The 14,394-nt window shown below is 34.7% G+C and carries 7 protein-coding genes; 2 read left to right on the plus strand and 5 right to left on the minus strand.

Annotation, left to right across the window (positions count from 1 at the left end; all coding sequences use genetic code 11):
• Positions 1 to 467 precede the first annotated feature (467 nt).
• A complete protein-coding gene (locus RGRSB_RS03490; RefSeq protein WP_119259853.1) occupies positions 468 to 1,940 on the plus strand; it encodes a sodium:solute symporter in 1,473 nt (490 codons plus the stop codon).
• Between the two features lie 75 nt (positions 1,941 to 2,015).
• Here the strand turns inward: RGRSB_RS03490 and ftsH3 are convergent, their stop codons facing one another.
• A complete protein-coding gene (ftsH3, locus tag RGRSB_RS03495) occupies positions 2,016 to 3,866 on the minus strand; it encodes an ATP-dependent zinc metalloprotease FtsH3 (protein WP_119259854.1) in 1,851 nt (616 codons plus the stop codon).
• 2,476 nt (positions 3,867 to 6,342) lie between these two features.
• Here ftsH3 and RGRSB_RS03500 point away from each other — a divergent pair.
• Entirely contained in the window at positions 6,343 to 8,289 is a 1,947-nt protein-coding gene (locus tag RGRSB_RS03500; protein ID WP_119259855.1) for a S9 family peptidase, read from the plus strand.
• A 400-nt stretch (positions 8,290 to 8,689) separates the two neighbouring features.
• Here RGRSB_RS03500 and RGRSB_RS03505 read toward each other — a convergent pair whose 3' ends face one another.
• The 4 genes from RGRSB_RS03505 to RGRSB_RS03520 all read right to left on the minus strand — a co-directional run bounded on the left by RGRSB_RS03505 (position 8,690) and on the right by RGRSB_RS03520 (position 14,278).
• Complete coding sequence (locus RGRSB_RS03505; protein ID WP_232014570.1) at positions 8,690 to 9,256, minus strand: anti-sigma factor family protein; 567 nt, start codon at positions 9,254 to 9,256, stop codon at positions 8,690 to 8,692.
• Between the two features lie 29 nt (positions 9,257 to 9,285).
• Positions 9,286 to 9,939 carry a sigma-70 family RNA polymerase sigma factor gene (locus RGRSB_RS03510; RefSeq protein ID WP_119259857.1) on the minus strand — a complete coding sequence of 218 codons (654 nt, stop codon included), beginning with the start codon at positions 9,937 to 9,939 and terminating at the stop codon, positions 9,286 to 9,288.
• A 1,924-nt stretch (positions 9,940 to 11,863) separates the two neighbouring features.
• Entirely contained in the window at positions 11,864 to 12,313 is a 450-nt protein-coding gene (locus RGRSB_RS03515; RefSeq protein WP_119259858.1) for a YlqD family protein, read from the minus strand.
• Positions 12,314 to 12,349: 36 nt separating this feature from the next.
• Positions 12,350 to 14,278, minus strand: a complete 1,929-nt coding sequence (locus RGRSB_RS03520) for a long-chain fatty acid--CoA ligase (protein ID WP_119259859.1) — start codon at positions 14,276 to 14,278, stop codon at positions 12,350 to 12,352.
• Positions 14,279 to 14,394: the final 116 nt, after the last annotated feature.

Consider the following 14,394-nt stretch of genomic DNA (forward strand, 5'->3'; position numbering starts at 1 on the left):
TTACTTTAAGAGACAATTAATAAACAAAAAACAGAAACAGGAGACATTGAAAACTAATTAAATTACAATAAAAATTAACTTTTATTGTTAAAAAATTTTTACCAGTTACAGAAAGAACTTCATGAGAATAAAGTAATTATGATGGGCGTCAAGAATAGTAAACTTTGGTAACTAAAAAACTATTTCTTAAGTTTTAAAAAATCTATAGGCTTAAAAATAGAAGAGTAATTCATAATTTTACTTGTTAAAATTTATAGTTTCTCCATTCCATTTTTTTATTTTTTGTGTAAACTTTTTCTTTTAATGCTTCATTAAAATAGTCGAAGCAAACAGCATTTACTTTTTTTACGAATGTCAAACACCTAAATCTGTAGTGTTATATATAAAAATATTGAACTTATTGGAAAACTACTATTGACATACTATACTATTGTTTTGCTTCAAGACGGTAGGAGTTTAGAGTCTCTATGAGTCTGATCGATTGGGTCATTATTCTAGTTTATGCAATGGTTGTACTCGGAATTGGGATTGCGGCAAGCCGCAAACAAAACAACACCGATGAATATTTCCGAGGATCACGGCAACTCCCTTGGTGGGCAGTTGGACTGTCAATTGTTGCTACATCTTTTTCAGCAGCCTCACTTCTTGGAGGTCCTGGAGAAGGATATAATCATGGTTTTTTATATCTTCAACTTCAGTTAGGTGATTTGATTGGTTATGGCCTAGTTATCTTCTTGTTTCTACCATTTTTTGTTCGGCTTAATTTAACCACTGCCTATGAATACCTTGAGAAACGTTTCGATGCAAAAACACGCTCTTTAGGTTCGTTGTGTTTTCTCCTATTTGTCATCGCTCGGTTAGGGGGGCTTTTATATGCTGCATCTCTAATGCTTTCAAGGGTTACTGGACTTTCACTGTATGCCTCAATATTACTCGTCGGCATTGTATCGGTGGTCTACACTACAGCCGGCGGGATTACGGCAGTCGTTTGGACTGACGTGCTTCAGTTTTTCATGATTTTTGTGGGTTTAATTGTCGGAATTTGGGTGATTGTATCAAGTGTATCTGGTGGATTTGAACAACTTTGGCGTGTCGCAGAAAAAGAAGGAAAACTCGCTGTAGTTAACCTGTCGTGGGAATTACAATCAATCCGATCCTTACCAACAGCTTTATGTGCCTATGGAGTATTGGCTTTTGCTGTGGCAGGAACAAATCAACAATCTGTTCAACGTTATGTTTCGTGTGCTGATTTGACCTCAGCACGTAAGGCAATTTTATTTGGATGGGTTTCCGGTTTTGTTGGCGTAGCTGCTACTCTTTTGCTCGGAGTTCTTTTATTTGCGTTTTATTCCCTAAATGCCGGACTACCCGATTATATCAAACCCGATGAAATTCTATCTTATTTCATTGTTCATCAAGTTCCACCAGGTGCTTCAGGATTTTTAGTCGCAGCCGTCTTTGCGGCAGCCATGTCATCAATTGATTCTGCACTTCATTCTCTAGCTACTTGCATGACGATTGACTTTTATCAGCGTTACTCCAAGTCAAAACCCAGTGAGTCTCAATCCTTGAAGGTAGCTCAAGGTTTGATCTTAATTTGGGGTATTCTCGGTATTCTTTTGGCGTTTTATGTTGCCTCAACAGGAGAATCTTTACTTTCGTTTTTAATAAAATATACTGCCATGTTTTTGGGTCCATTACTGGGGATTTTTTTGATGGGAGTTCTTTTTTCTCGCGCTAATGCAACAGGAGCATTTTACGGGACAATTGCTTCAGTTGCTCTTCTTGTAACTAGTTCAACCTTGAAATGGTTTAGCTTTCCAGGAATTTGGCAATCTGCGATTGCGGCTCCCCTTGCGGTTATATTTGGTTTGGTAATTTCTTTATTAGGTCAACGGCCTGAAAAAAACTCTCTTAAAGGGCTTACCCTTTGGACTTAATAAATAATTACCCCACTAATTTAATAAATTGGCGGGGTAAAAATATGAAATCGTTAAGATGTCAAACCATAGATGTTAAGCCAAAGCGGCCATTTTTATTTCATTTTTGGTTAAAATGTTCTGTAGTTCTTCGGCATCGACGGTTTCTTTCTCTACTAACATCTCAGCCAATTGGTCAAGAATATGACGGTTGTTTACTAGGACATCTTTAGCCCGTATATAAGCATTATCGACTAACTTACGAACTTCTTCATCAATTGCGGCAGCTGTTTCATCAGAAAAGTCCCGATCGGAAGCAATGTCACGACCCAAGAAAACATTACCATTCTGCCGACCCAAAGCCACAGGTCCAAGACGATCACTCATTCCAAAACGAGACACCATTTGACGGGCAACCCGCGCTACCTGTTGAAGGTCATTAGAAGCACCAGTAGTAACTTCTTCTTCTCCAAAGATGATCTCTTCTGCCACACGACCTCCTAAAGCCACAGCCATCTGGTTTTGGAGATATGAACGGGAATATAGGCCTGACTCCATACGATCTTCACTAGGAGTAAACCAGGTCAACCCGCCAGCGCGACCACGGGGAATAATACTAATTTTCTGCACGGGATCATAATCAGGCATTAACGCCCCTACCAAAGCATGACCGGCTTCATGGTAAGCCACAAGAGTTTTACGTTTTTCACTCATGACACGGTTTTTTTTCTCAGGACCAGCTAAGACACGATCAATAGCATCATTAACTTCATCCATAGAAATTTCTGTTAAATTCCGACGAGCAGCCAGGATAGCAGCTTCATTTAAAAGGTTAGACAGGTCAGCCCCTGTAAACCCAGGACTACGACGGGCAATTTTATCGAGATCAACGTCTTTAGATAAAGTCTTGCCACGGGCGTGTACCTTGAGAATTTCTTTACGACCTGCGTAGTCAGGACGGTCAACCACGACCTGACGGTCAAAACGACCTGGACGTAATAAAGCCGCATCGAGGACGTCGGGACGATTCGTAGCAGCAACTATGATTATCCCTGTATTTCCTTCAAAACCGTCCATTTCAGTGAGTAATTGGTTGAGAGTTTGTTCCCGTTCATCGTTACCACCACCTAAACCTGCACCTCGTTGACGACCAACGGCATCAATTTCATCTATGAAGACGATACAGGGGGCGTTGGCTTTAGCTTGTTCAAAAAGATCTCGAACACGAGAAGCCCCAACACCAACGAACATTTCTACAAATTCTGACCCAGAAATAGAAAAAAAAGGAACGCCAGCTTCTCCGGCTACTGCCCTAGCTAAAAGCGTCTTACCGGTTCCAGGAGGTCCGACCAGAAGAACTCCTTTAGGAATTTTTGCCCCGATGGCGGTGAAGCGATCAGCATTTTTCAAGAAGTCCACGACCTCAGCTAATTCTAATTTAGCCTGTTCAATACCAGCTACATCTCCAAAGGTAACTTGGGTTTGGGGTTCCATCAATACCCGCGCTTTAGACTTACCAAAATTCATTGCTTGAGAACCAGGTCCACTTTGGGCACGACGGAGTAATAGGAAAAGTCCTACCAACAATAAAATAGGAAGGAATAGACTACTGGCTACCCGAAACCATAGTCCTTCATCACTTTGAGGTTGAACTGCAATATCGACATTATTTCGGATCAAAATGTTAATTAAGTCAGGATCGTTTGGAAGGTTAACCAATAAAGGTGCGCCACCATTGGGGTTAGGAACTCTTGCTTCAGTGCGATCAGCACTTAAAGTAACCCTTGTAATTTTATTATTTTCAACTTTCTTGATGAATTCACTGTAGGTGAGAGGTTCTCGACTTTGAGGTTGTTGATCAAAAAATGCGGAAGCTAAGGCCAGTACCACAATTAACAATAGTGCGTATAGTCCAGCATTACGCCATTTTTTATTATTTTTCTTCACGCTGTAAGCCTCCTAAATGAGGGTAAGGGAATCGTTAATTTTTGAATGTACACCAAGATATTATCTGAATAATACTGGTGGCAATGTTAGAAGACGTTCCCGGAAGATAAACATTTGTTAATTTATGTTAATCCTTTTCTGGAACAATTTCCCAATAGATCCTGTTTTGAGTCTAACTAAAAATCGAGTTCAAGTCGCCAATCACTGCTGGTATCTATAGTTTTAACGTAGATTTTTTCAGTTTCTGTGAACGAATCTGTAGTCGCTTTTTGTTCTTTTAAAAAGATTAGGGGACATCTGAAAATATATCCCTGACGTTGCTCAAGGCTATTTCCTAAAGTCTTTAGAGGAGCCTAGCAATTTATGCTATACAAGGCAGTTCGTGAATTTGTAGCTTGTTTACGCCAATAGATGTAGATACGATTAATTTTTGTATCTCAAATAATGCAAAAGCTTTCCCTCAAAAGTTTTTTACCTAAATAAAAGAAATAATTTTAAGTTTTTTCGTTCATTTATGAACTGTATAGCTGTTGTTTATTGAAAAAATTTTAGCGAAATGTTTGTAAACTACATTAGAACGAATATAAATAGCATTAATTGTTAAGGCTATTTATTAGGTAACTGTTGTTTTTTTGAGCCTGATTAACTTGATAGTAAAATTATACAACTTTGGTATTCTTTGCTATCAAGAGAAACGATAATATGTTCTAGTAGTTTTGATAGCTTCTTGTTCTTACCAAGAAAAAATATTAAAATTATCTAGTAATTTCGAAGTAAATGTTATCTTAATGTGAGCTTTGTGAATTAGATATACCTGTAAGACTTATAATCTCACACAGTATCATATTTATCCAAAATAAATTTTTATTTAAAAGACACTAAAGTCTTTTCTTGTACTCACGGATAGATTAATTTCCGTATGAATTTCATAAAATTAACATTGCAGGTAAGATTAACACCATTAAATTATTCATTAGTCCCAATCAGATTAAAGAGTTTAATTTTGTTTAATTAGGGACGAAGTACAAACAAAGTAAATTAGAAAAGCACTTAGTTTTCTTAAATTAACTTAAGGTTTAAATAACACCAATATAGTACTAAGTATTTATATGATAATTATCAATATATCATTTAACATGGAAAGATTTACAAAACTGTTGATATAGTTGTCTGTTCAAGCTATACTATTATGTTCAGCAGTTATTTTAACTTTTTTAGTTAAAATAAAACTTCGTTATATTCTCTGTTTTTGTATATCTTTATAATAACTTTTTCATAAAAAATTACCTAATAAAGGAATAGATAGAATAAATAAAATACTTAAATACATAAATGGTATTAAATAACAATCAATTTTATCAAATTTTTGGTCAAAAAATTTTTTCTCTAATATTGTAAGATCAAGACAACATGAGTTAATGGTTTTTAAAATTTTCTAATCATAATTAAATCTAATATAGAGAAATGTTAAAAACATATAAGTTAAAATAATTTCAATATAAAAAATTAAATATAAAGTTAAATTTAATTAAGTATGAAGTGTCGTATTATTTAATAATTATTTTCTAATTATTAGATTATCACAATAGTAAAAGTAAGAAAAATATATACATAAACTAGATATCACTCCTATAAGGACTTACAATTAATTTTTAAAATTTAATAGAAAATTGAAATTTAAATAAGAATTTTTATTACCATATGTTAAAGTAACAAGTCTTTGTACAGAGATAGAAAACACTCTCCTCCTATTCCTAAAAATTATTCCACATTCCGACCCTTAACAAGATATGTAAGAAAATGTCATCATTAGGTATATGATTTAATCATTTTTTATGATTGAATATTTATAAATAAAATAAGCATCTTCATCTTTTTCCCAACCTATCTTTTTAATAAAACTTTTGCTATATTGTCTAATAATACTTTATTATTAAAAATAATTAATGTTTTATATATAAAATTTATTACTTAAATAGACTAGTTGATTTTAACATAATTTAATGTTTGTTTTCTGTTGAAAAGTTGTTTTTAGATATAAAAAATTAGGCTAAGTATATTTAATTGCAATTATTGATTAATCTAATTCTTATTCTTAAATTTTAATTTTAAAAACTATCAATTTTTTTATTTTTTATATTATGAAAAGGTTGTTTTTTCAAAAAAAATATAATTTTTATTGCTTTATTAAGGTAGCTAAACTTTTATAATTTGATGACAAAAGTGATTAAGTGTTAAAGGTGAAAACTATAAGAAATTTTCTAAGTTAACTTCAAGACTGAGGTAGAATCATGGAATCTTTTCAAAATCTAACCCGCCCATTACATAATTAATGACCAAGACTGGGTATCGTGTTGGTGCGATTTGACTAATTAACCAAATGATTTAGATATCTTAAGTATTCTGTAAAATTGCTGATAATCCAAATTACTCGAGATAATTTCCTTAATTCATCCTTAAAATTTAAGATAATCCCATGAAACCCTCAATATTAACACCTTTCGGCTCTTGGAAGTCTCCCATAAGTACGGATATGATTGTCTCTGGAAGTATCGGACTAGGGGAAGTAACCTTCGATAATGAAGATATTTATTGGTTAGAATCAAGAGCAACAGAAGGGGGACGCAATGTTCTCGTTAAACGTGGTGCTGATGGCCAAATCATAGATAAAACGCCTCAATCGTTTAATGTGCATACCCTTGTTCATGAATACGGGGGGGGAGCATTTTTGATTGTTGAAGAAACTATTTATTTCGTTAATTTCAAAGATCAACGCATCTATAAACAGTTACCCAATAATGACCCTGAACCTCTAACCCCGAAAAATCAATGCCGCTATGCTGATTTTATTCTAGATTTCTCCAATGATCGTTTAATTAGTGTATGTGAAGATCACGGCAACCTAGAAATAGAACCAGAAAATACTCTAGTTAGCATCGATATTAACACAGGCGAGATTAATACCCTAGTTTCTGGATATGATTTTTATTCGAGTCCTCGTCTGAGTCATGATGGAACTAATCTTGCTTGGATTAGTTGGAATCATCCTGATTTACCTTGGGACCAAACAGAATTATGGTTAGCCGGTTTGGATAAAAATGGTTCTTTAGGACAACCGATAAAGATTGCAGGAAGTTGTGATGAATCGATTTGTGAACCCCGATGGTCTTCCGACGGTCAATTGTATTTTTCCAGTGATCGCACGGGATGGTGGAATCTATACTGTTATACCCAAAAAGGTGAAGTTGTTTCCCTGTTTCCTCTGAATGGAGAATTTGCTTGTCCCCATTGGGTTTTTGGTCTATCTACTTATACATTTATCTCAGCAAGTACCTTAGTTTGTACCTTCTGCCAACAAGGACAGTGGAATTTAGCTACTTTGGATATTGAGAAAAAACAGTTAACGCTCTTAGAAATTCCCTATACCAATATTGCCTCAGTTCAAGCAAAAGACCATCAAGTTATTTTCACTGGAGGATGTCCAACTAAACCCACAGCAATCGTTCATTTAGACCTAAAAAATGGCAAAACAACTATTTTAAAACAATCTAATGATCTAGATATCGATGTCGGTTATCTATCTACCCCTGAAATGATTGTTTTTCCTACCGAAAATGGTTTAACTTCTTATGGTTGGTACTATCCCCCCAACAATAAAGATTACATTTTTCTTAATGAAGAATTACCTCCCCTACTAGTCAAAAGTCATGGTGGTCCTACAGCCTGTGCATCTTCTAGTTTTAATTTACGGACCCAATATTGGACGAGTCGGGGATTCGGTTATCTCGACGTTAATTATGGAGGAAGTACGGGGTTTGGGCGAGAATATCGTCAACGGTTAGATGGTAATTGGGGAATTGTAGATGTGGATGATTGTGTTAACGGGGCTAAATATTTAGTAAAACAAGGATTAGTTGATGGTGATCGTTTAGCTATTTCTGGGGGAAGTGCTGGAGGATATACTACCCTTGCTGCGTTGACTTTTCGGGATACTTTTAAAGCTGGAGCAAGTTACTATGGAATCGGTGATTTAGAAGCTCTGGCTAAAGACACTCATAAATTTGAGAGTCGTTATTTAGACCGATTAATTGGAAAATATCCTGAAGAAAAAAATATTTATCAAGAACGGTCGCCCATTCATTTTACCGAGAGTTTGAACTGTCCTGTTATTTTCTTTCAAGGATTAGAAGATAAGGTAGTCCCTCCCTCCCAAGCACAAATGATGGTAGATGCTATTAAGGAAAAAGGATTACCGGTTGCTTATGTTCCCTTTGAAGAAGAACAACATGGATTTCGTCGCGCAGAAAATATTAAACGGGCTTTAGATGGAGAATTTTATTTTTATTCTCGAATTTTTGGCTTTGAACCTGCAGAAAATTTAGAGCCAATCGAGATTATTAACCTAGTAGAAAACATAAGTTAAAATCCTTGACTATTTTAAAAGTTTTTGTTCACGGAATCTTAAAATTCAGAAGAGTCTAACCATTATATTTATTGTCAAGATTACATAATAGACGAATAAAGTCCTCCATGAGTAGAGGACTTTATTTTCTGAATCTAGATTGTACTACAATTGACTTTTTGATTTTTGGGACCAAATAAAACTACAAACAGTTAAACGCTCTAATCCTAGAAGTATAGGAGCATGGAAAATAACCTCAAAACAAAATAATGAACATCTCCGACTATCACTTCTTATCCATTCTCTCCCCGGAAATCCACTTGGATAGGCTTGAAGCTAAATTATAATTTTAGGAAAAGTTAGAAACTTAAGAGGTACACTAATCTTCTTATGATGATGAACTGTACCCTCTCCATAATTTTCATTGAGTAGAGGGAGGAATGTCGACTACGGGACGATTCAACGCAATAGTTAATGGCTCTGCTTCTACATCAGCAAAGTTACGAGACAGAGATTGTTTTTCTATGTAAAAATTATAAATAATTCCCATAACAACTGTTGCGATCACCACACCTCCCCATTGGATAAGTCGTTGGGTTTGGTTTTGACGATCAACTTTCTCGAAAACGCTTTCAGATAACCATTGAGATGAAACTGGACTTTGGGGAACCGGAATAGTGGTGATCTCCCGTTGTAGACGAGAAAGCTGGGCATACAATTGATTAAACTGAGGATCAGTATCAAGTAATTGCTGCACTTGACGACGTTCTTTTACTGTTACCTCCCCATCTAAATAGGCACTTAACAACTCAAAACGCTCAAACTGATCATTCATATCATCCGAATCGGTTGATTGCAAATGCTGTTGTTCAAAGTTAGACATCATGATATACCTCTCCAAGGAGCGAAACCAAATTAGTTGGCTGCGGAGACGGATGCTAATGATAGCATTGTCATGACACCCCTCACAGATTGCCAAAAGAGGCAATGGTGTAATAGTCTCGGCTCGTCTTTATTTTAATCTATATATTGCTGAAGAACTGATTGTAATTTTGTTCTCGCTCTAGCAATACGAGACTTAACCGTTCCGAGGGAGACCCCTGTCATTTGGGCAATTTCTTCGTAGGCCATGCCTTCGATTTCTCTTAGAACAATGGTTGTGCGAAATGCTTCTGGTAAATCAGCGATTGCTACTTTTAGCCGGTCATAGAACTCACGAGTTGCCAAGTTATCGTCAGGACTGGGGTAATCGGACACAATATCCCATTCAATCTCTCCGTCATCGACGCGTCGTGGAGCATCTAGGGAGATAGGATGACTAACCCGCTTACGTTTACGTAATTCGTCGTAAAACAAATTTGTGGCAATGCGACTTAACCAACCTCGAAATTTTACCGGTTCCTTCAGGCGTTTAATATTGCGATAAACCCTAATCCAAACTTCTTGGGCAAGATCTGCTCTGTCCTGCCAATCAGGAGCGAGGTGATAAAGAATTCTGTCTACATGAGACTGATAACGACTTAATAGCTCTGAAAATGCTATTCGGTCCGGTTTAAACCCTTCTTGACAGCTTAAAATCAGGTCGTAATTAGACAGTCGCTCTGGAGATAGATTAAGGGAAGTTCGTCTCCCTTGTGCTGTTGACCAGGATGCTGAAATTGCTTGACTCATTAGGTTACCCAATGCGTGACTACTCCTCACATTAATTTGCTGAGACGGACTATTTGATTGTAAGGTTCCCATTAACAATTATTTTTTAATCAAAAGCTAAGAATTTTGGTGAAGTAGTTATTTTTTGGGAAAAAAATATTTTTACAATTGTTTTTTAGTTATCAACAATTGTAAACTTAAGATAACGTTTGATTACTTAATCTAACTGTTCAAAGCTCAAAATTTAAAATTACTGGTGGTATACAGGGGAAGTAAATAATTAAGAGCATAGGCTGCAATATCTTCCACATCAAAACGATTAGGATGTTTAATCTAGAAATTCAGCCATACGACTCATTGCTAAATTCGAAATTGATTGCTCCATAACATTAACAGATTGTTTGTGATACATAACTGCTACTTCTCCCATTAATTAAGACTCCTATAAGTTATCTAAAGCCATATATTCTTCAGGAAAGAGTTCTGTAGCTGATTCACAGATAGGTTCGACTTTTATTTCCATTGTTAGAATAACATTATTATTTTTAATACAATGCGTGTTTAACAATATTTAAAATGCTCATGTACAAAAAAATAGTACTTTTATATTAGTTGTGACGACAACATAGTAAATAAAATTTAAAAGTATTTTTTTATAAAACTCTCAAGATTACAAGAGCTTGATTTTAATAAAGATTAAGCTCTTATAGTTGCTCTTTTAAAAGAAATATTTTTTTAAAAATTTACTATTAATTAGTTTACTATCCTAAGTATAGAAAAGCTAAAATAATAAATTTGTAATTTTTTTTTTGAAAATTAATCTGTTACTGAAGTTAAATTTATTAAAATAAATCTAGTCCTAGAAAATAAATTATAACAAGAAAAAAATAATCTAGATATCGTCTTTGTCTAGACAACTATATTGAGTTCAATATCTTCGTTTAAGTAAACGAAAAAGTAAGTGCTTAAAAAGTTTATTTACTTTTCTTTAGAAAAGTGAATATAGAGATAAATTATAAAAAATAGTGAGTTTGCTGTAGCAATAAGTTTTCTTTTATAGTAAAAAAATCTCAAAAAATATAATAAATTTTAAAAGAGGTAAAAATTTTAAAAATAAGAATATAACATAAAAATAAATAAATAACCCTTGTATGAACTAATAAACCACTTAAAAAATTAGCTCATAAATTAAAAATCAGACTAATATATAGACAAAAATGGGATCACTTGCAAAAGTTTAGATACTCTTATATGATTCTTATACTCAAACATAGAAATAAAAAGTCTCTTTAATAAAAAAATCTAGAACAGAATTAAAGTTAATTGCAAAAAAGTTTTAATTCCCGTTATAAAATAACCAATTACTATGACAAGTTAGATCTATAAATGCTTATGTGTCTATATAATAGATTTATTTAACTACTAACAAGAAAATCATTATAAGATTAAATTACAAAAGTAAATACAAAATAGCTAAATTTAGTTGATGGACATTTTTCTAGAGGTATAGAACTTTTTGAAAAAAGTTTAATTGATAGAAGATAATGGCGGATTGTATTATAGCAAAGATATAAAAAAAATTTCAAAAATTACTAGAAGATATTTATTAGTTCAATCCTAAATAATTAGGTTAATATAAAGATTGTAGATGTTAATAAATAAGCCTTAAGTTAATGAGTTTTTTAAAAAAGTTGATGAGATGAAATAACTAATTTAAAATTCAACTTATTTTAAATTAGTTAAATTTACTCTAACTTATTAGTTTAATATAAAAATTGGATCTAATATTATACGTACTCAATGAAAATAGTCTAGTGTTAGAATTTTGCTATTATTTTAGTTAACTCTATAGTAGAAAAACGAACAATCAGTAAGGGCTGAAGCACCCATTACTGATTTACTTTATTGATTTTTAGTTTAGCACTTTTGATACTTTTAAAAAGTTTTAAATATCACCACGAATTTCTTCAACAACTCCATCGCGAACCACAATTTCTACATTTAGCTTTTTAAGTAAGTTATCTCCTTTTTCCAAACGGAAAAAGCTTTCCATCTGCCCTTGAACCACTTCTTGATCTAACTCCAATAATTGAACCTGCTGCATTTGCTGTAAAAACTGATTTTTACTTTCTAACATCTCACTTTTTTTTTCATTAACCTGGAGTCGAATGTTATCAATCTGTTCGGTGACCGCAGGTCCCGGGGGAGAGATACTTTGTTTTTGAATTTCTGTGATCGCCCGTTGACCTTGTATTTCAATCTGCTGCATCTGGTCATCAAGTTGAGTGATTTGCGATTGAAGTTGCTGTTGTGCCTCTTGTTTCCAAGTTGTCGTAACTATGATTTTTAGAGTAATCGGTCGTTTTAGCAGTAAGCTGGTATTTGCCTCATCCATTGGTTTTCTATCCTTTCATAAATTATTGATGATTAATTAAGAAATTTTCCTATAATTAAACATCTCGTCAATCATACCTTGATACTGTTGTATAACAACTTGCCGTTTAATTTTAAATGTCTGGGTCATTAAGCCATTTTCCCGAGAAAATGGTTCTAAAATAAATTTAAAACTTTTTATTTTGTCATCAGTGCGGTATCCAGGACGTTTTTTCACTTCTCGATCTAACTCTTCCCGAAATAAAGTTTGTACGGGTTGACTATAAAGATCACTATAGGTAATTTCTTCAGGAGTTCCAGACACATCGGGAAGGTTTAGAGTAATTTGTTGGCTTTGTCCCCACTTGTCCAATGCTTCTAGATTAGGCACAATTAATGCCCCTAAAGCTTTTTGATCTTGACCTACCAACATAATTTGATCAATGTAGGAACTACGGGTACAAGCGTCTTCAATAGCCTGTGGTTCGATGTTTTCCCCATTACTCAGAACTATTGTATCTTTGGCCCGTCCAGTAATCACTAAATCACCCATATCAGTTAACCACCCTAAGTCCCCTGAATTAAACCAATTATCATCATTAATAGCTTTGGCGGTAGCTTCGGGATTTTTATAATAACCCTGCATCACTTGAGTTCCTCGAATTAACACAAGTCCTCTTTCTCCTTGAGGAACTGGTTGTCCGCTATCGGGATCAACAATACAAACTTCGGTTTCAGGAATACATTGTCCTGATGATCCACGTAAATTGTGACTGTGGGTGCGGACATTGGTAACAGGAGCGGTTTCAGTCAACCCATAACCCACTAAAACGGGAATGTTAATAATTTCGTAAAAGGTATCGATATGTCTGGCCAGAGAACCTCCTCCACTAACAACGGTTTTAAGGTGTCCTCCAACTTCTTGCCGAATTTTACTGTAGATTAGTTTGTCTGCTAACTTATGAAGTGGAGCTAGTAAAACCGTCTTAATTTTGGCCAAGAGACGTTCTGCACTAGAAGCTTTGAGATGGTCTAAACTGAGATTATTGGCAATACGTTTGGCGATAATGTACTGTTCTGAAACAGTCAGGAAAAACTGGATAATTTTTTGTTGGATAGAACTTTGTTTCCGAAATTGCTTTTGAATGCCTTCGTAAAGGAATTCCCAAAGACGAGGAACTCCAACCATGTATTGAGGTTTGAATCGTATAAGATCAGCCTTAAACGTACGGATATTAGTGTAAGTTAGAATACAACCCCGGGAGAGGAGAAAATATTCTGTACTGCGTTCGTAGGCATGCCATGATGGTAGAATAGTGATGACGCGGTCGCCTGGTCTAGGCTGGATAACTGCCTCCAAGTGAACCACTTGATGGAGTAAGTTTCTGTGGCACAACATGACCCCTTTCGGTCGTCCAGTAGTTCCGGAAGTATAGATTAAGGTGGCTAGTGTTTCTTTGGATTGATGAACAGGTTTTAGCTTGGAATGGTTTCCTAGTTCCATCAATTCTTGAAAGTTGAGGATTTTGATAATGTCGTCCGAATTTCTCTGTTCATCACTTAACAAAATAATTAGTTCGATAGGCAACCTATTAAGACCAGACCGGAGTTTAGCTAAGGTTTTTTGATTTTCGACGATGAGGGTGTTACTGTCGCTATCACTCAAAATGTAGAGTAATTCATCTTTTTCGGCTTGAGACGAGCGCACTACATTAGCCGCACCAGCCATCATTGACCCTTGATCTGCTATAAACCAACGGGGGCTATTATCAGCGAAAAGGGCAACTTGTGAGGAAGGTTTTATTCCTAAACTTTGTAATCCTGCGGCAAAGTCTTTAATGTTTTGGTACAACTCACTATAGGTTAAGCTTACTTTGGGTGTACTATGTGGGTCTTCAAGGGCAACGATATCCTTAAATTTTTCAGCTGTTATGGTCCAAATTTCGGGTAAAGTATTGATTAATGAATAGTCTGATTGGTTTGTCATAAAATTTAGCTAAAGGATATTTGTCAATAAAATATTAACCCTTTCAGGAGGATGTGTTAACAGCGCACAAGTTATCTAAACATAATTGATATGGATGTGTTACAGTCAAACAAAAA

The sequence above is a fragment of the cyanobacterium endosymbiont of Rhopalodia gibberula genome (assembly GCF_003574135.1).
Classification (GTDB): domain Bacteria; phylum Cyanobacteriota; class Cyanobacteriia; order Cyanobacteriales; family Microcystaceae; genus Rippkaea.